We start from the raw sequence: 16,738 nt of genomic DNA on the forward strand, positions 1-16,738 counted from the left end.
TCTGACGTGCGCGTAAACAGAAAAGGATCATGAATTATCCGGGTGGCCGCGACTAAACCCCTGAGTGGTCCGCAATTTAACAACTAGTCACTTGAGTCGATTTGTCATGCGAACGACCCGTGGGGAGTTCGTGAGCCCTGCCTCACTGGGCCCCGAAAGGTGTTCTCTGCCTGGCAGTACGTGGATAAAGTGCTGAGGCAGGAGCGCCTGAGCAAGGAGCGCCTGGCAGGACGATTGCGGCCGGCGGTACGCGGCGGCCGGAGCCGAACGGGGAACAGCGTGCCGACAGCAATAGCAGTGACCAGTGCTGACCTCGTGCTGCCTCCGACCGATCAGCAGACGCCCACGGCGGTGGTCCTGCGCGCGCCCGACGAGCAGCCGCTCGACCAGGCGCTGAGCGACATGCACATGCTTCTGGAGCAGCACGGCTACGTCATCGCGGTGTACCCCGCCAGCATTCCGGCCGCCCACGAGCGACGGCTGCACATGATCCGCTCGGTGCTGGAGAGCGACCGTATTGCGCTGATCAAGTCGGATCTGCCCCCCTTGGGGGTGGCTGTACTGGTGCGCCAATTGCGGCAGTTGTCCATCTGTGACTTCAGTGCCGGGGTCGTAGCCTCCGCGGCGAGGCTCCTCTCCCACTACATCCACGCGGGCGCGCTCCTGAACTCGGTCACCAAGCTGGACCGGGTGCCCGTCAGCCTGAAGGCCCACGCGAAGTCATGGGTTCCCGGCTCGCAGTTCGGCGTGCTGGCCAACCCGAACCCCGAGCTGATCAAGATCGGCTCGGGGGACCTGACCGGCCCGGAATTCGCCACCCATCTGCTGGTCGCCAAAGGGCAGTTGCAATCCGAGTGGGTGACGTCCACGGTCGCCCCGGCGTGGCAAGTGCAGGCGGTGCACGACGTAGCGTTGCCCGCCGATTCGCCCGCATGGTGGGGCACTTCGAAGATGATCGAATTCGCCGCCTTTCTGCCCGATATTTCACTGATTTATCAGCTGGTTTCTTCGGTTCGCAGGGAGGTCTGCACATGGTGCGGAAATGAACTCATCGGCGACCGCTGCGGCCTGTGCTCGGCTCCCCTGAAACCACCGGAGAACCAAACGAACGGTTCCGGTGTCCTGAACCAAGGAACACCCATGCATCACGGGTCGTGAGCCACCACGAAGGCGGTGTGCCGCTGCTGCACCCACAGCCCGGCGAACAGCCCGCACGACACCGTCCCGCTCCCCTCGGGCTGAACGCCACAGCGTGACCCGCGCCGGCTCGACCCCGATCCACTCCTCTGTCCGCTCATCAGCCCACGTCTCCCAACGAGGTCGCTCCGCTCATGAACTCACGGCAACGCCGCGGCGTCATCCTTCTTCTGCTCTCGGTCCTCTGTGCCTTCGGCGCGTTCGCCGGTGTGCTCTCGGTGATCAGTGATGTGAACACGAAGGTGGGACCGGAGGTGACTGCCTACCAGGTCAAGAACCAGATAGCCCCCTATCGGCCGCTGGACCCCGGGCAGTTCAAGAAGGTGTCGATGCCGAAGCGCTGGCTGTCCAAGAACGCCGTCACCGACCTCTCGGTCCTCGACGGCAAGATCGCCGTCACCACCCTGCGCCCGGGCTCCCTCCTCCAGGAGGACATGCTCGTCAAGCGCCCGGCGCTGGAGAGCGGGCAGCAGGAGATCGCCATCATGATCGACGCCGCGACGGGCGTCGCCGGCAAGATCCGGCCGGGCAACCTGGTCAACATCTACGCGACCTTCGGTGGCCAGAACGACAAGGAACAGCCCACCTCACGCGTCATCGTGCCCAACGCCAAGGTCATCGACGTCGGTGAGCTGACCTCCCTCGACCCGAAGAGCGACGAGCGCACCGGCCCGACCGAGGCTGTGCCGATCACCTTCGCCCTGGACACCACCGACGCGCAGCGCGTCGCCTACGCCGAGTCCTTCGCGGAACACGTCCGGCTGGCCCTGCTGCCGAACGACAGCCCGACCACGCTCCGTCCGGGCGAGGGCAGCTACAACCTCGACGAAGACAAGAACAAGTGAGGGCCGGATGAGCACACGAATCCTCCCGGCTGTCGGCGATGCCGACGCCGCCCGATCCATCACCACGCTGCTCAGCCAACTCCCCGACGCGGAGCCGGCCGGGCCACTGGGTGACTCCACCGCGCTGCTCGACACCCTGGCCCGGCTCGCCGCCGAGTCGCTGGACGAGCTGCCCGAGGTCGTGCTGGTGCACGAGCGGATCGGTCCGGTTCCAGCCCTTGAGCTGATCCGGGAGGTGGCCCTGCGCTTTCCGGCGGTCGGGGTCGTGCTCGTCACCGCCGACGCGAGCCCCGGGCTCTACTCGGCAGCCATGGACTCCGGCGCCCGCGGCCTGGTCGGCCTGCCCCTCTCGTACGAGGAGCTGGCCCAGCGCGTCCAGGCCGCCGCCGGCTGGTCCGTCGGAGTCCGCCGCCACCTCGGGGCGGGCGCCGAGGTCTTCACCGGCCCCGGCGGCACGGTCGTCACGGTCAGCGGCGCGAAGGGCGGCGTCGGCACGACGGTCACCGCCGTACAGCTGGCCCTGGCGGCCCAGGCCTCCGGCCACACCGTCGCCCTGGTCGACATGGACCTGCAGTCCGGCGACATCGCCTCGTTCCTGGACGTACAGTTCCGCCGCTCCATCGTCGACCTGGCCGCGATCAGCGACATCTCGCCCCGCGTCCTGTCCGACGCCGTGTTCAGCCACACCAGCGGGCTCGCCCTGCTGCTGGCACCCGGCGAGGGCGAACGCGGCGAGGAGGTCAGCGACCGGGCCGCCCGGCAGATCGTCAGCGCGCTGCGGTCGCGGTACGAGGTCGTGGTCATCGACGGCGGAAGCCAGATGAACGGCGCCAACGCGGCAGCCATCGAGATGGCCGACATCGCGCTGCTGGTCACGACGCCTGACGTGGTCGCGGTACGCGGCGCGAAGCGCATCGTACGGATGTGGGACCGCCTCCAGATCCGCAAGGCGGAGGAGACGACGACCCTCGTCAACCGCTACAGCCGCAACACCGAGATCCAGCCCCCGCTGATCCAGAAGATCACGGGGACGCGCATCGCCGGAACCGCGATCCCCGCCAACTTCAAGGAACTTCAGGGCGCCGTCGACGCCGGCCGCATGCACGAACTCGACTCGAAGAGCCTGGTCAAGCAGGCCCTCTGGGCCCTGGCGGGTGAGCTCGGGCTGGTGAAGAGGCCGAGCGGCGCCGAGGGCGGAGCGAAGTACCGAAACGACCGGGGCTCGATCGGCCGCCCGCGCAGACGGGGCGACTCCGCGGGCCGGGGCAGAAACGACTGAGGGGGCAGGTTGATCCATGGCAACCACAGAAATGGCAGACACGCGGATAGGCAGGAGGCGTGACCGCGACCGCGGACAGACCGCGATCGAGTTCGTCGGGGTCACGCCACTGATCATCCTGCTGCTCGTCGCGCTCTGGCAGTGCGCGCTGTTCGGCTACACGTTCATCCTGGCGGGGAACGCGGCGGATGTGGCGGCGCGGGCGGGGAACGGTTCGCAGTTCAGGCCGACGGCTGCCTGCGAGCAGGCCGGGAGGAAGGACCTGCCGAGCGCCTGGCAGGGCAAGGCGCACTTCTCCTGCCCCGCCGGTTCGGCGGAGCGCGGCCTCTACAAGGTGAAGGTCGACCTCGTCGTACCCGTTCTGCTCCCCGGCGTCCTCGACTGGGGCCCGACGGTCACCGGCGAAGCCGCCTCGGCGAAGGAGGGCTGATCCATGACCGGGAACAAGCGAAGGTCCGCTCGCGACCGCGGACAGGTCGCCATCGAGTACATGGGGTTCATCCCCCTGATGCTGCTGGTCGGCCTCTGCGCCATTCAACTGGGCATCGCCGCGTACACCGTCAACCAGGCGGGGACGGCCGCGCGCGCGGCTGCCCGTACGGCAAGTCACGAGTGGCCCGCCATGTCTCCGGAGCTGGCCGGTAAGCACGCGATGAGCGACTGGCTTGCGGACGAGGCGGACGTGCGTACGGCGTACGGCACCGAAACGGTGAAGTCCACCGCCGAGGTCACGATCCCGTCGATCATTCCGTGGGTCGACTTCGACCCCGCCATACGTACCTCCACCATGCCCCGCGAATGACGCGAACACCCGCCCCCCACACCGCACCACCGGCCGGCCGGATCTAGGAGTCAGCGAAATGAGTCTGCGGGCACGCATCACCGCCCCCGAGGAGCGCGGCGGGGGGCTGGAGGACGGCCACATGGTCGCCTCCTACCGGGCCAAGCTGCTTGAGGAGATCGACCTCGCGGAGATGTCCTCGCTGGCCGCTGCCGACCGGCGGGCCCGCCTGGAGCGCGTACTCGGGCACATCATCAGCCGCGAAGGTCCGGTCCTCTCGACCGTCGAACGCTCGCAGCTGATCCGCCGGGTCGTCGACGAGGCCCTCGGCCTCGGCATCCTGGAACCCCTCCTCGAAGACGCGTCCATCACCGAAATCATGGTGAACGGACCGGACCAGATCTTCGTCGAGCGCAGCGGCAAGGTCGAACAGCTCCCGATGCGCTTCGGCTCGCACGAACAGCTGATGCAGACCATCGAGCGCATCGTGTCGACCGTCAACCGCCGCGTGGACGAGGCGAACCCGATGGTGGACGCCCGTCTGCCCAGCGGTGAGCGTGTCAACGTGATCATTCCGCCGCTCTCGCTGACCGGCGCCACGCTCACCATCCGACGGTTCCCGAGGGCCTTCACCCTCCAGGAGATGATCGGTTTCGGTTCGCTCGACGAACAGATGCTGATCCTGCTGTCGGGGCTCGTCCAGGCCAAGCTCAACATCATCGTCTCCGGCGCCACCGGCACCGGCAAGACGACCCTGCTCAACGCGCTCTCCGGGCTGATCCCCAACAACGAGCGCATCGTCACCATCGAGGACTCCGCCGAACTCCAGCTCCAGCAGAACCACGTCATCCGGCTGGAGTCCCGCCCGGCGAACGTGGAGGGCAAGGGGCAGATCAGCATCCGCGACCTGGTCCGCAACTCCCTGCGTATGCGGCCCGACCGCATCGTCGTCGGTGAGGTCCGTGGCGGCGAGTCGCTCGACATGCTCCAGGCGATGTCAACCGGCCACGACGGCTCCCTCGCCACCGTCCACGCGAACAACGCCGAGGACGCGCTGATGCGTCTGCAGACCCTTGCCTCCATGTCGGAGATCAAGATCCCCTTCGAGGCCCTGCACGACCAGATCAACAGCGCCGTCGACGTGATCGTCCAGCTCACCCGGTTCGCGGACGGCGGACGAAAGGTCACCGAGATCGCGATCCTCGACTCGCACGGCCGCGACAACTACCGCATCGTCAGCGTGGCCCGCTTCGTCCCCCAGCCGATGGCCGCCGACGGGCGGATCTACGGCCAGTTCCAGTACCTCCCGCTCCCGCGCAAGATCGCCGAACGCCTCTACATGGCCAGCCAGCCCATTCCCCAGGCGTTCGGCGTCGCCTCGTCCGACGAACAGCTCGCCACCCGAGAGGCCAAGTAGGTACCGCGCCATGACCAATCTCCCCCTCCTCACGATCGGCGTCACGCTCGTCTGCTGCGTGCTCGGCGTCATGGGTCTGCACGCGTACGCCGGTGGCAAGGCCGACCGCGACGCCCTCGTCGACCGCCTCTCGCACACCGGCCAGATACAGGCCGCAGGACGCCACCGCCGCTTCCAGGGCGTCGACCGCAGGCTGCGCAAGACCAAACTGGGCCGCAGGATCGAGCTGAAGCTGGCCACCACCGGTCTTGAGATCACCCCGGGCGAGTTCTTCATCTACGCACTGGTCGCCATGGCGGGTCTCTGGATGGCGGCCTCGTCGATCCTGGCCTCGTTCTTCGGCCCCGTGGCAGCCCTGATCGGGCTCTGGGGCACCAACGCCTTCCTGAACTGGCAACGCACCAAGCGCACCGACCGCTTCATCAACCAGCTCCCCGAGCTCTCCCGCATCCTCGCCAACGCCACCCAGGCCGGACTGGCCCTGCGCACCGCGCTCTCCATGGCGGCGGACGAGCTGGAGGACCCGGCCGGCGAGGAACTCGCCCGGGTCGCACGCCGGCTCAGCGTCGGTGAATCGCTCGACGACGCCCTGAGCGAGCTGACCGAGCGGCTGCCGTCCCGCGAACTCGTCGTCCTGGTCACGACCCTCGTCCTGTCCAACCGGGCCGGCGGTACGGTCGTCAGCTCCCTGCGCAACCTCACGGAGACGCTGGAGGAGCGCAAGGAGACCCGTCGCGAAGTCAAGACGCAGCTGTCACAGGTGACCGTCACGGCCTACGCGGTCCCGGGCTTCGGCTTCGGAGCCATGCTCCTGATGAACGCCGTCATGCCGGGCGCACTCGACCGCATGACCGGCGCGCTGATCGGCCAGGCCGCGGTCGTCGTCTCGCTCATCCTGTACGCGATCGGATTCATCGTGATCCGCCGCCTGTCCCGTATCGACGTCTGAGGGGAGGAGCGGACATGGACCTGTTGCTCGCACTCGTTGTAGGTCTCGCTGTGTACGGAGCGATCGCCGGTATCCGGATGTACCGGGCCGACGCCAAGCTGCCCGGCGACCTCGCCATCGCCCTGGAGGTCGGCTCCACCCGCACCAGCGCGGTCGGCTCCGGCATCGACCGGATGGGCATGCGGTGGGCCCCCGCGGTGCTCAGGATGATGGGCCCCAAGGCCGTCAACAAGAAGCGCCGTCAGATCGACATGGCCGGTAACCCCGGCGGCCTCACCATCGACCGGTACGCCGCCCGGCGTGCGGTCTACGGGGCGCTCGGGGTGTTCGGCGCCCTGTCGACCCTCATGCGCGGCCAGATCTTCATCTCCATCCTCCTCCTGGCGTTCGGTGCCTTCTGGGTGGAGGTCGGCATCTGGTCGGCCATCCGCGTCCGAAAGGAACACATCGAACGCACGCTCCCCGACTTCCTCGACGTCCTCGCGGTCGTCGTCTCGGCAGGCCTCGGCTTCCGCCAGGCGCTGGAGCGTGTCGCCGAGAAGTACGAAGGCCCCTGGGCGGACGAACTCCGCATCACACTCCGCCAGATGGACATGGGCGTCAGCCGCCGTCAGGCCTTCGAGGAGCTACGCAAGCGGAACGACTCGGAGCAGGTCGCCATGTTCGTGACCACACTCCAGCAGGGCGAGGAACTGGGCGCGCCGATCGTCGAGACGCTCATCCAGATCGCCAACGACATGCGGCGCACCGACGCGCAGAACGCACGGCGGAAGGCGGCCAAGGCCGTCCCGAAGGCGACCTTCGCGGTCACCTCGTTCCTGCTTCCGGGAACGCTCGTGCTGCTGACGGTCGGATTCGTGTACGGGGCCAACGTCGACTTCTCGTTCCTCGGCGGATGACCTGAATGACGGGGATGATGAGTTTCACGAGCAGCGGGAGGTGACAGGCGCATGGCATTTCAACTCAGCGACTCAAAACCGGGACTGACCAGTGAGGTGCGCCAGGCACTCGCGAATCCGGGCGCTCAACCGGCCTTCGCGATCCAGCTCAACGCACTCCAGGCCATGTGCCGGCAGGTGTTCGGGTTCCGGCTGGCGATGACGGCCATAGCGACACCGTTCGCGATCGACCGCACCGCACCCGGCCTCGCCACCTGGCTGATCGGTGCGGCCATCCTCGTCACCTTCATGGGCTCCTACGTCCTCTTCCGGGACTGGGAACGCTTCGGCCCGCTCTTCCTGCGCCACCCGTGGCTGCTGGGCGTCGACGCTCTCTTCGGCGCCCTGCTGCTGGTGACGGCCACGCCGGAATCCACCCTGGCGTACGTCACGGTCTGTACGCCGCTGCTCGCCGGGCTCGTCTACGGCTGGCGGGGTGCGGCGGTCTTCGCCGCCCTCCAGACCCTGATCATCTTCGGCGTGTACGGCACCGACGAACAGTTGCAGGCCAGCGACGCCACCGCGTTGCTCCTCCCCGGCTTCTGCGTCATCGCCGGCGCGGTCGGCGTCACCCTGCGCAACCTGCTGCTCCGCTTCGGCACGGCGAGTCAGGCCCTTACGGAAACGCGGGCGCGACTGGCGGTGAACGAGGCGGTCGAAGGCGAACGCACCCGTCTCGCCCGGGAGATGCACGATTCGGTAGCCAAGACACTCCACGGCCTGGCCATGGCCGCCGACGGTCTGGCGAGCTCCTCCGACCGGATGGATCCGCTGACCGTCAAGCACCAGGCCGAGCTCGTCGCCCGGTCCGCGCGTCGGGCGGCAGCGGAGTCCCGCGAGCTGCTGTCGGACCTGCGACGCGAGTCTGGACTCGACGGCGGTATCGACGTGGTGGCCGAACTGCACGCCCGTGCTGCCGACTTCACCCGACGACACGGCCTCACCGCGACCTTCCGGCTGCTCAACGAGACCCCGGTCCCACCCGTCCCGCAGGTGGTGGCCCGGCAACTCCTCACCATCGCCTCCGAAGCGATGGAGAACGCCAACCGCCACGCCCACCCCACCTACCTCGTCGTTCTGGCCGGAGTGAAGGGTGACGTGCTGAGGATCAGCGTGTACGACGACGGGCGCGGTCTGCCCGTCGGGATCACGCTCGACGACCTCAGGCGCGCCGGCCACTTCGGACTCGTCGGCATGGTCGAACGCGCCGCGTCCGTCGGCGCCCGTATCCGGATCGGCAAGGGCAAGGCGGCCACCGGCACGGAAGTCCGGCTGGATCTGCCCATGGCCGCCCTGACCCAAGCACCACCCGCTTCACCGCTCGACTGACCCGCTCGCTCCCCCCACCCGTCCCCACAGACCATGAGAGGAGGTCGCAGAATGCCGGACGACGTCTCACGCACTTCGGGCCAGAACTGGGCCGCAGAACATCACGCCTCCCAGCACACGTCCTCGCATGCCACCCCCGTCACGTCCGAGTCCAGCTCCCCGGGGTTCCCCGCCCCTCAGCAGACCGCGACATCCGAGGCCATGCCCGCCTTCCCCTCTTCCCCCGGCCTTCCGGCCCCAGGACCGATGCGGGTGGTCGTCGCCGACGACAACCCCGTGGTCCGGGCCGGGCTGGGCGCCCTGCTCTCCGGCCGCGACGACATCGAAGTGGTCGCCGAGGCCGCGGACGGCCGCCAGGCCTACGACATGGCCGTGCGGTACCGCCCGGATGTCGTGCTGCTCGACGTCCGGATGCCGGGTGTGGACGGCATCTCCGCGCTGCCGCACCTGGTCCAGGTCACGTCGGTGCTGATGCTGACCTACAGCCGCGAGAGCGAGATCGTCCACGAGGCGCTCCGGCTGGGGGCCGGCGGCTATCTGGTGCACGGCGAGTTCACCGCCGACCAGTTGGTGCAGGCCGTACGGGACACGGAGAGCGGCCGGGCCCACTTCACCGCCACAGCGGCGAACGCACTCCTGGCCCATATGCGCCAAGGCCCCGGACCGGGTGGAGCACCTCTGCCGGAGGGCCTGGGGAGGGCGCTGACCTCAGGCGTCCCGTACGAGCAGCCGGGATACGGAGGGCACGCGCCCGGTTCGCCGCAACAGCGCGATGCGTATGCACATTCGCCCATGCCTCTGCCCGCTCCTCAACAAGCCTCATCCGGGGCGCGACTGGCCGTTCCCTCGCAGGGTCTTTCGCATCTGCAATCGAATGTGGGACAGTCTTCCGTACCTGGGCGGCCTGGTGTGCCTCCCGACAGGGAGCAGTACGGGCTGAGTTCGCGGGAGGTGGAGGTCATGGACCTGATCGCGTCAGGCATGAGCAATCAGCAGATCGCCGCCACCTGCTTCATCAGCGAGAAGACGGTCAAGAACCACATCAACCGCATCTTCACCAAACTGCACAGCGGCAGCCGCAGCGAGGCGATCGCCCGCTGGCTCGGCACGGCTGCCCGGCCTGCCACACGGGGAGACAGGTAGTCATGGCCTATCGGGGGATCGAGCGAGACGTGGTGAGCCGGGGCCCGGGGGCCCAGCCTCCGACGCCCAGGGCCCAACTGGTCGATTGGGCCCGGGAATGGGCCCTGGGGCCCTCTGGTGGGCATGGTGTTCCGCCGTATGTTTCTCATGTCGCAAACGGCACCGGCCAGGAGGAAGCCGGTAACGGGAGTGACGACAAAGGAACTTGCGAGTCGGCCGGCAGTCGGTCGGCCGAATCTGGAGGGGAACACCATGTCGAACATCACCCTGAAGACCGCCGTCCGCGTCAACGGCTGGGCCAACACCGCCGTCTCCAAGATCCAGAAGCGCTACGAGACCGCGGACCGCGGCCAGACGGCCTTCGAGTACCTCGGCATCATCCTGGTGGTCGTCGCGATCATCGGTGGCATGGTGGCCTCGGGCATCGGCGGCGCGATCACGACGCGTATCACCGGTCTGGTGAGCTCCATCACGGCCAAGTGATCAAGAACTGCCGCAGCGATCGAGGGCAGGCCTTCCCCATCTACATTGTGATGGTGGCGGGCCTGCTCTTCCTCGCGTTCGCTTTCTTTGCAGTCGGTCAGGCCTCTGCCACGCGCAACGGTGCCCAGGGTGCCGCGGACGCCGCCGCCCTCGCCGCCGCTCAGGACGCTCGCAAAGACCTGGGAGTGCCACTTCTCGCCGCTCTTCGGACGCCTGATGGCCTCCGAGAGTTCCTGTCCGACTATCGCTACGGTCGGGCCGGCTGCGGGCGTGCGCAGCAGCTCGCAGGTGACAACCGGTCGGATCTCTTCAGTGGCGATTCTCTCCGGGACTCCTGCAGCTGGGACGAGGGATTCCTTCGGGACAGGGTTACAGCCAGGATCAAGACCCGTTACACCGTGGGAGATTCGGTCATCCCTGGCACGGAGAAGCGGCACGCCACGGCTCAGGCCACCGCCGTGATCGAGTTTCGGTGTAGCCCCAAGATCAGGGATGTCCCGGACGACGAGCCCGGCGGTGACGACGGGGCAGACAAGGGCAGCGAAGCGAGTTTGCCCATAGTCACCCTCTCCGATTGTGACGGACAGGACGTCCCGATCGATCTCGGTGATGACGACCCCTTGGCCGGACTGAGCAAGCTGATCTTCGCCGTGCACTTGATCGACGACTGACAGCGAACGACGAGTAAAGGAATCTGAACCCATGAGCATTCGGCGTACCGCGAAGTCCCGAAGGGTAGTGGCGGCCGTCTCGATGGCGGCGGCACTGGCCTTCGTCGTTACCGGTTGTGGCGGCGACGATGGCGGAAAGACGAAGGACGCAGGTTCTTCGTCTTCCAAGCCATCTGAAGGAGATAAGGGCTCTGGGAGCGGCGACACCGCTGCTGGGGACAAGGCGGACCCGAATGCGAAGCTCGCCGAGGTCAAGGGGCGCGATGGCCTGCTTTTGATCGTCAATGAAGTCAAGCGTGACACCGGCGGCTTCATCACCGTCAGTGGTGAGATCAAGAACACCGGAACGGTTCAGCTGAACGCATCTGGAATGGAAGGCGCCGAAAGCGCAATCGTGGCAAAGAATCCCAACTCGGTTGCCGGTGCCACGCTGGTGGATAAGGTGGGCAAGAAGCGCTACTACGTTCTCAGGGACACTGATAGCCGTTGCCTTTGCACGACTGGAATGCTGTCGATCACACCTGGCCAGGCGACTCCCGTCTTCATGCAGTTCCCTGCCACGCCGGCGACCAACAATGAAGTCGACTTCACGTTGCCTGGATTTGCCACTGCCTCGCTGAAGATCTCCGGGTGATGGCCGCCATGAACGGCACCCGTACGCGACTTAGGCCAAGCCGCGCAGCTGGCCGCGCGGTTGTAGTGGCTGTGCTGCTGGCCGGAACCACGGTCTTCGGTGCGACAACCGCCCTGGCAGACGACGGCCCGAGCGTTCCTCCGGGCACCGAGGCGTCTTCCGAGCCCCCGGTCAAGCTCGACAGCAGCGATCCCGACCTCAAGATGCCCGAGGGCGGCACCCTCGCCCCGGGCAAGGTCCTCGACATCATCCAGGTCGTCGAGGACCAGGGCGGCGAGGAGCGGCGCGAGGACACGAACGCGGACATCAAGTTCGCGCTCCAGGCCGAGGTGCTGTTCGGCAAGGACAGCGCCAAGCTGAGCGCCGCAGCCAACTCCCGTATCGCCGCGATCGGCGCCGAGATCAAGAAGCAGAACGCCACCAAGGTGCGCGTCTTCGGCTTCACCGACAACCTCGGCTCCTCCGCGCACGGCGACGTGCTCTCCAAGCAGCGCGCCGACGCCGTGCAGTCGGTGCTGGTGACGTCCACGGGTGCGAGCGTCACCTTCGAGATCCGGGGCTACGGCGAGCAGTACCCGATCGCCGACAACAGCACGGAAGAAGGCCGTAAGAAGAACCGCCGCGTGGAGGTCTCCTTCCCGCGCGGGGAGGGCTGACAGGACTGACCAGCGCCTCGGCACTGCTTGCGCTCAACCTCACGGCCGGTGCCGTATGCACATCGCATACGGCACCGGCCGTGAGCGTTGCGCCGAGCGGGTCGGCTCAGCGGTTCTCTGCGAAGACTTCGTCGGCGGTGGTGGCGGTGGCGGCACGTTGGAGCCATTGGCTCAGCAGGCTGGATTCGGTGCAGGCGGTGATCTTCTGCCGAGTCTCCTCGGTGGGGGTGATACCGCGTGCTTCGAGGATCAGTAGGAGGCTTCCTGCCTGGCCTTGGGCTCGGCCTTCGTCGCGGATTTCTTCGGACATGAAGGACTTGTAGAAAGAGGTATCCACGGCCACCAGGTTCCTCCATTGCTGTGCGGCCGGGCGGTTGCCCAGGCCTTGTGCGGTCAGTTCGGCGATGGGTTCGGCGATGTTGTCCGGTGCCTCGCGCAGTGCGGCGGAGAGCGTTTTCAGTATGGCACCGACGTCCGGATTGTCGGCGTGGGTGATGGCGGCGAGGGTGGCGAGTGCGAGGTCCTTGCGAGCCTCGGCGACGTTGGTGATGACGGGCATGTTGTGGGGTCCGGCGACGAGTGGGTTGAGGGTGAGGGTGGACCACTGTCGGAGGCCGATGGTGATGGGGGTGGCGGCCCATTGGGCGGTGGCGTGGTCCTGGCAGACGACGAGGAGCAGGACGGGCAGGCCGCCGTATTTGTTGTGGAGGTAGCTGACGTAGTAGGGCCAGCTGGTGGTTTTGCGGGGGTCTTTCTTGCCTTGGGCTTCGATGGCGAGGAGGAAGGGTCCGTCGTGCTCGGTGCCGATGCGTAGGAGGGTGTCGACGCGGCGTTCGACGGGGCTGTTCTCGGTGAGGTCGTTGGGCAGGACGGTGGCCGAGGTGGGTGGTGGGATGTGGACGCCGAGGACTTCGGATACGCGGGAGAAGAGGCCGGGGTACTCCTGGAAGATGCGGTGCATTGCTTCGTGGGGTGAGCTGACCATGGGGGTCCGTTCAGGGGGTGTAGGTGGCTGAGCGTGTGTTGGTGTGGCAGTCGCGGCAGTGGCCGGGGTGGGTGGCGCGGAAGGCGCGGTCGCAGGTGTCGCAGTTCTGGAGCGGGATGACGATGGTCTTGCGGCGGGGCGGCGGTGCGAGGTCGGTCATGCCGGGGAGCGGGGGCGGCAGGAGGGTGGTGATGCGGTGGCGGACGAACTTCGCGGGGTGTTTGACGAGGGTGGGGAGTTCGCTGGTGAGGGCGTGGCGGATGGTGTCGGGGTGGGCGTCGCGTTCGAGCCAGGCGGCGACGCCGGGGACGAGGGCAGGGATGTCGCCCTCGGCGAGGGTGAGTTGGGGTGCGTGGCGGCGTAGGCCGGTGAGGACGGCCGTGGCGGCCCGGTGAAGCTCCTCGGTGGGTGTGTGCGGCTGGGGGAGCGGCGATGGCTGCTTCCTCGGGGCCGTGGGAGCCGGTACATGGACGGGGCCGGGGAGCACCGGTGCGGACTCCTGGGGCGGGACCGTCTTCGGTCCGGGCGTGCTGGGCACCCCCGTCGCTCTCGACTCCGTGGCTGAAGGTGGTGTCTGCGGTCGCGGCTGCCGTTGTGGCTTCGGCTTCGGCTTCGGCTGCGGTGTGGTGACGGGCGGTGCGGTGGCGTCCGGCTGGTTGTACGAGAGGGTGCGGGTGACGAAGCGGCCGTTGGGGAGGCGTACGCGGCTGCGGTGGAGGTAGCCCTCGGCTTCGAGTTCGTGGAGTGCGGCGGTGATGCGGGCTTCGCTTTCGGGGAAGCGGTCGGTGAGGACCTTGATGCCGACTTTGGCCCCGGCGGGCAGCGACTGGATGTGGACGGCGAGCCCGATCGCGATGAGGGAGAGTTCGCGGTTCTGGGCGAGGTGGTTGCCGATGATCACGAAGCCGGAGACGTGGCGGGTGTTGACGTGGATGACGCCGGATGTCGGCGTGACGTCGGGAAGGGCGCCGGAGGAGCCGGGGGAGCCGGGGGAGCCGGGCTGGGCGCACGGGGGCGCGATAACCTGCGGGGTATCCATCAGGAAGGGGTCTACTTCCTCGTGGTCAGGCCCCCGGTTGAGATTTGCTGTCTCGGCGGGGGCCGTCTCGTGTCTGTGGTTGTCGCGGCGAGCATATGCCAGCCAACCCGTCCCCGATCTACCCCAGTTGCCCAGGTTCACTCGCGCGAGTGACGCAGGTCAGGACGGGGGTCGGGTCGGGTTTGGTGGGGTTATTTCCCTGAGTTCTTTAAAAGCCTTTAGACGTCGTGGGCAGCCGCGTCGTGGTCCACCGGGTCGTGGTCCTGGGGGTCGTGGGCATCCACGACCCGGTGGATTCACACGCATGTGCGGCCCGTGCACGGGTCTCCGCGACGCGCCTCAACGTCTGGAACAGGACCGGTGCGGCGACTCCGCTCGCGGTCCCGGGCCCTGTCGCCTACAACAGGTGGTCGGCCTTGCCGGCCTTGATGTCGCGGATCATCTGCTGAAGTGACTCGCGGCTGTCGGTGAGGTAGCGGTCCTCGGCGCCGGCGACGGAGATATAGCTGTTGCCGTCGCCGTCCGTCCCGAAGCGGTAGCAGGAGTTCCCCTCGCCGCAGAACGAGTCTTCCCATATGACGTCCGGCATCTGTCATCTCCTCACAGTTGGCGCGCGATGTTGTGGATGAAGTCCCGCGACCTGCCTGGTGGCAGCGCGATTCCCTCCATCCAGTCCAAGTGGGCCCGGTACTTCGCCAGCTGTTCTTCCGAGTGAACGAAGAGTGGGCCGTGCGAGTTGTCGATCTGCACGGTGTCCAGTTGGGAGACAGCGCCCTCGGCGTACAGCACGGTCTGTCCGGCACCGGGAAACGCGCCTGCGTCGAAGGGGATGACGAGGAGCGTCACGTTCGGCTGCTCGGACTTCGCCAGCAGATGGTTGAGTTGCGTGCGTGCCACAGCCCGGCCTCCGAACTGCATCCGCAGTGCCGCCTCGTGGACGATGCCTGCGTATGGCGGGGGTGATTCCCCGTCCAGGATGCCCTGTCGCTCCACGCGGTGTGCGAGCCTCAGCGCGATCTCCCGTTCCGGAAGCTGGGGAATGACTACGCGGAAGAGCGCCAAGGCGTGGTCCGACGTCTGGAGGAGGCCGGGGATGTGCATCGAGTACGCGGCCCGCATGCGGAGCGCAGAGGCCTCCAGTTCGGCGATGTCGAGCAGGCCCTGAGGCAGTGTGCCTCTGTATCTCTCCCACCAGCCGCGAGCGCTGGGCTGGGCCATCTCGACGAGTCCGTTGATGTATCTGCTGTCTGTGCAGCCGCAGTTGTGGGCAAGCGTGCGCAGGCGCTCAGCACTGATGGGGCGCGCACCGGCCTCGATGTTCGAGATCTTTCCCCTGTCCACGCCGAGCAGGCCGGCGGCAGACTCGGCCGAGATGTCCGCGGTCGTGCGCATGCGTCGCAGCTCGGAACCGAGCCGCTTCTGACGTTCGGTGGGGGAGGGCCTGGCTGCCATGCCGTTCCTTTCCGCGTGCGATCACTGGCAGTCTGCCGCGTGCCCGCGTTGGGTGACCACGAAAAGGTTCATTCACCAAGAGGCGAGGGTAATTTTACCCCGCATGCGCTACATTCAGTAACGCACCGCTCACGCAGCGACAAGCAAGAAGTGCATCGCGCGGTCCTGCCCGCAACCTCCTCCCCTGAGAGGGGTGGGGCCGCGTCAGGGGGACAGGCCACTGCTCGTCGTCCGCATCGCGAGAGCCATTCGTGCGCACCCACGAGGAAGAGAGATACCGCCAACTCGCCACCCGTAACGGGGAGTCAGTCATGCAACCATCTCCACTCGCCGCACTCTGTCCGGCTGTCGCCGAGGCGCGTATGCCGTTCCCGGACGCGTACACGCACTCGGTCCAACCCCGCCCGCCGCAGCCGTATCTCCGTCCGAAGGGCGGCTCCGCGCGGTCCGCGCCCTGCCTCTCCCTGAGTTTCACCCTCCCCGGCGACATCCGGAGTGCACGCATCGCCCGTACGGCGACCGCAGCCGCTCTGGAGGCGCACGGCCTTGCCGCGTACGTCTGGCCGGTGACGTACACGGTCACCGAACTCGTCTCGGTCACCGCGCGGATGAGCCCCGGCCGGGAGCTCTACGTGTCCTTGCGTCAGCGCGCCGACGCGGTCCGCCTCCTGGTCTGGGACCAGCATCCGCAGCACGTCGAACCGGATATGGCCGGGCTCTGCGAGGCGCGACGCCGACGCGCACTCTGGCTGCTCGCGGCTGTGGTGGACGACTGGGGAGGGGAGTGGGGCGTGTGCGAGGCGGCCCAGCCGCAGCGTGGCACCAAGTCCTGGGTTGTTCTGCCGCGTTGACGTGACCCACCGCGGCGGCCACACCAGCATGGCGCAGACATTCATCGCGATCGAGATGCCGGTCACCCGCGTACTGACCGGCGTCAGTC

Annotated in this window: 19 protein-coding genes; 15 read left to right on the forward strand and 4 right to left on the reverse strand. The window is 67.5% G+C overall.

From position 1 onward, the window contains the following. The first annotated feature begins 297 nt into the window (after nucleotides 1-297). The 14 genes from ACIBJG_RS14930 to ACIBJG_RS14995 all read left to right on the forward strand — a co-directional run bounded on the left by ACIBJG_RS14930 (nucleotide 298) and on the right by ACIBJG_RS14995 (nucleotide 12,322). Nucleotides 298-1,158: a hypothetical protein gene (locus ACIBJG_RS14930; protein ID WP_399307896.1), complete on the forward strand. Its 861-nt coding sequence runs from the start codon at nucleotides 298-300 to the stop codon at nucleotides 1,156-1,158. A 173-nt stretch (nucleotides 1,159-1,331) separates the two neighbouring features. Further along, nucleotides 1,332-2,042 carry a Flp pilus assembly protein CpaB gene (gene cpaB / locus ACIBJG_RS14935; RefSeq protein WP_399307897.1) on the forward strand — a complete coding sequence of 237 codons (711 nt, stop codon included), beginning with the start codon at nucleotides 1,332-1,334 and terminating at the stop codon, nucleotides 2,040-2,042. A gap of 7 nt (nucleotides 2,043-2,049) precedes the next feature. Then, nucleotides 2,050-3,321, forward strand: a complete 1,272-nt coding sequence (locus ACIBJG_RS14940) for a CpaE family protein (RefSeq protein WP_399307898.1) — start codon at nucleotides 2,050-2,052, stop codon at nucleotides 3,319-3,321. A 16-nt stretch (nucleotides 3,322-3,337) separates the two neighbouring features. Beyond that, the gene (locus ACIBJG_RS14945) at nucleotides 3,338-3,751 is read left to right on the forward strand and encodes a TadE family protein (RefSeq protein ID WP_399307899.1); all 414 of its coding nucleotides are present in this window, start codon (nucleotides 3,338-3,340) and stop codon (nucleotides 3,749-3,751) included. Between the two features lie 3 nt (nucleotides 3,752-3,754). After that, nucleotides 3,755-4,123, forward strand: a complete 369-nt coding sequence (locus tag ACIBJG_RS14950; protein WP_399307900.1) for a TadE/TadG family type IV pilus assembly protein — start codon at nucleotides 3,755-3,757, stop codon at nucleotides 4,121-4,123. Between the two features lie 58 nt (nucleotides 4,124-4,181). Further along, complete coding sequence (locus tag ACIBJG_RS14955) at nucleotides 4,182-5,519, forward strand: CpaF family protein (RefSeq protein WP_399307901.1); 1,338 nt, start codon at nucleotides 4,182-4,184, stop codon at nucleotides 5,517-5,519. Between the two features lie 10 nt (nucleotides 5,520-5,529). Then, nucleotides 5,530-6,468 carry a type II secretion system F family protein gene (locus ACIBJG_RS14960; RefSeq protein ID WP_399307902.1) on the forward strand — a complete coding sequence of 313 codons (939 nt, stop codon included), beginning with the start codon at nucleotides 5,530-5,532 and terminating at the stop codon, nucleotides 6,466-6,468. A 14-nt stretch (nucleotides 6,469-6,482) separates the two neighbouring features. Beyond that, nucleotides 6,483-7,367: a DUF5936 domain-containing protein gene (locus ACIBJG_RS14965; RefSeq protein WP_399307903.1), complete on the forward strand. Its 885-nt coding sequence runs from the start codon at nucleotides 6,483-6,485 to the stop codon at nucleotides 7,365-7,367. A 51-nt stretch (nucleotides 7,368-7,418) separates the two neighbouring features. Further along, nucleotides 7,419-8,735 carry a sensor histidine kinase gene (locus ACIBJG_RS14970; protein WP_399307904.1) on the forward strand — a complete coding sequence of 439 codons (1,317 nt, stop codon included), beginning with the start codon at nucleotides 7,419-7,421 and terminating at the stop codon, nucleotides 8,733-8,735. A gap of 51 nt (nucleotides 8,736-8,786) precedes the next feature. Then, nucleotides 8,787-9,878: a response regulator gene (locus ACIBJG_RS14975; protein WP_399307905.1), complete on the forward strand. Its 1,092-nt coding sequence runs from the start codon at nucleotides 8,787-8,789 to the stop codon at nucleotides 9,876-9,878. Nucleotides 9,879-10,130: 252 nt separating this feature from the next. Continuing rightward, complete coding sequence (locus tag ACIBJG_RS14980) at nucleotides 10,131-10,361, forward strand: hypothetical protein (RefSeq protein WP_359350514.1); 231 nt, start codon at nucleotides 10,131-10,133, stop codon at nucleotides 10,359-10,361. Further along, on the forward strand, nucleotides 10,358-11,032 hold the full coding sequence (locus ACIBJG_RS14985) for a pilus assembly protein TadG-related protein (RefSeq protein ID WP_399307906.1): 675 nt from the start codon (nucleotides 10,358-10,360) through the stop codon (nucleotides 11,030-11,032). Before ACIBJG_RS14980 ends, ACIBJG_RS14985 begins: the two co-directional genes overlap by 4 nt. Nucleotides 11,033-11,063: 31 nt before the next feature. After that, a complete protein-coding gene (locus ACIBJG_RS14990; RefSeq protein ID WP_399307907.1) occupies nucleotides 11,064-11,666 on the forward strand; it encodes a hypothetical protein in 603 nt (200 codons plus the stop codon). Between the two features lie 8 nt (nucleotides 11,667-11,674). Next, nucleotides 11,675-12,322 (forward strand): OmpA family protein, encoded by a 648-nt coding sequence (locus tag ACIBJG_RS14995; RefSeq protein ID WP_399307967.1) that lies wholly within the window; start codon nucleotides 11,675-11,677, stop codon nucleotides 12,320-12,322. 106 nt (nucleotides 12,323-12,428) lie between these two features. Here ACIBJG_RS14995 and ACIBJG_RS15000 read toward each other — a convergent pair whose 3' ends face one another. The 4 genes from ACIBJG_RS15000 to ACIBJG_RS15015 all read right to left on the reverse strand — a co-directional run bounded on the left by ACIBJG_RS15000 (nucleotide 12,429) and on the right by ACIBJG_RS15015 (nucleotide 15,798). Continuing rightward, complete coding sequence (locus ACIBJG_RS15000; RefSeq protein WP_399307908.1) at nucleotides 12,429-13,307, reverse strand: hypothetical protein; 879 nt, start codon at nucleotides 13,305-13,307, stop codon at nucleotides 12,429-12,431. Nucleotides 13,308-13,317: 10 nt separating this feature from the next. Next, entirely contained in the window at nucleotides 13,318-14,346 is a 1,029-nt protein-coding gene (locus tag ACIBJG_RS15005; protein ID WP_399307909.1) for a helix-turn-helix domain-containing protein, read from the reverse strand. Nucleotides 14,347-14,743: 397 nt separating this feature from the next. Beyond that, the gene (locus ACIBJG_RS15010; protein ID WP_399307910.1) at nucleotides 14,744-14,935 is read right to left on the reverse strand and encodes a hypothetical protein; all 192 of its coding nucleotides are present in this window, start codon (nucleotides 14,933-14,935) and stop codon (nucleotides 14,744-14,746) included. 11 nt (nucleotides 14,936-14,946) lie between these two features. Then, nucleotides 14,947-15,798 (reverse strand): helix-turn-helix domain-containing protein, encoded by an 852-nt coding sequence (locus ACIBJG_RS15015; RefSeq protein WP_399307911.1) that lies wholly within the window; start codon nucleotides 15,796-15,798, stop codon nucleotides 14,947-14,949. A gap of 311 nt (nucleotides 15,799-16,109) precedes the next feature. Here ACIBJG_RS15015 and ACIBJG_RS15020 point away from each other — a divergent pair, with 311 nt between their 5' ends. Continuing rightward, nucleotides 16,110-16,649, forward strand: coding sequence for an ATP-binding protein (locus ACIBJG_RS15020; protein ID WP_399307912.1), 540 nt, complete (start codon nucleotides 16,110-16,112; stop codon nucleotides 16,647-16,649). The last annotated feature ends 89 nt before the right edge of the window (nucleotides 16,650-16,738 follow it).

The sequence above is a fragment of the Streptomyces sp. NPDC050422 genome, from assembly GCF_044458665.1.
Taxonomy (GTDB): domain Bacteria; phylum Actinomycetota; class Actinomycetes; order Streptomycetales; family Streptomycetaceae; genus Streptomyces.

Bases quoted from the DNA above. Each gene is read 5' to 3' on its own strand.
- ACIBJG_RS14990 (WP_399307907.1), top strand. From the start codon at position 11,064: ATGAGCATTCGGCGTACCGCGAAGTCCCGAAGGGTAGTGGCGGCCGTC.
- ACIBJG_RS15000 (WP_399307908.1), bottom strand. From the start codon at position 13,307: ATGGTCAGCTCACCCCACGAAGCAATGCACCGCATCTTCCAGGAGTAC.
- ACIBJG_RS14980 (WP_359350514.1), top strand. From the start codon at position 10,131: ATGTCGAACATCACCCTGAAGACCGCCGTCCGCGTCAACGGCTGGGCC.
- ACIBJG_RS14950 (WP_399307900.1), top strand. From the start codon at position 3,755: ATGACCGGGAACAAGCGAAGGTCCGCTCGCGACCGCGGACAGGTCGCC.
- cpaB (WP_399307897.1), top strand. From the start codon at position 1,332: ATGAACTCACGGCAACGCCGCGGCGTCATCCTTCTTCTGCTCTCGGTC.
- ACIBJG_RS14940 (WP_399307898.1), top strand. From the start codon at position 2,050: ATGAGCACACGAATCCTCCCGGCTGTCGGCGATGCCGACGCCGCCCGA.
- ACIBJG_RS14960 (WP_399307902.1), top strand. From the start codon at position 5,530: ATGACCAATCTCCCCCTCCTCACGATCGGCGTCACGCTCGTCTGCTGC.
- ACIBJG_RS15010 (WP_399307910.1), bottom strand. From the start codon at position 14,935: ATGCCGGACGTCATATGGGAAGACTCGTTCTGCGGCGAGGGGAACTCC.
- ACIBJG_RS14995 (WP_399307967.1), top strand. From the start codon at position 11,675: ATGAACGGCACCCGTACGCGACTTAGGCCAAGCCGCGCAGCTGGCCGC.
- ACIBJG_RS15020 (WP_399307912.1), top strand. From the start codon at position 16,110: ATGCAACCATCTCCACTCGCCGCACTCTGTCCGGCTGTCGCCGAGGCG.
- ACIBJG_RS14955 (WP_399307901.1), top strand. From the start codon at position 4,182: ATGAGTCTGCGGGCACGCATCACCGCCCCCGAGGAGCGCGGCGGGGGG.
- ACIBJG_RS14945 (WP_399307899.1), top strand. From the start codon at position 3,338: ATGGCAACCACAGAAATGGCAGACACGCGGATAGGCAGGAGGCGTGAC.
- ACIBJG_RS15015 (WP_399307911.1), bottom strand. From the start codon at position 15,798: ATGGCAGCCAGGCCCTCCCCCACCGAACGTCAGAAGCGGCTCGGTTCC.
- ACIBJG_RS14975 (WP_399307905.1), top strand. From the start codon at position 8,787: ATGCCGGACGACGTCTCACGCACTTCGGGCCAGAACTGGGCCGCAGAA.
- ACIBJG_RS15005 (WP_399307909.1), bottom strand. From the start codon at position 14,346: ATGGATACCCCGCAGGTTATCGCGCCCCCGTGCGCCCAGCCCGGCTCC.
- ACIBJG_RS14970 (WP_399307904.1), top strand. From the start codon at position 7,419: ATGGCATTTCAACTCAGCGACTCAAAACCGGGACTGACCAGTGAGGTG.
- ACIBJG_RS14965 (WP_399307903.1), top strand. From the start codon at position 6,483: ATGGACCTGTTGCTCGCACTCGTTGTAGGTCTCGCTGTGTACGGAGCG.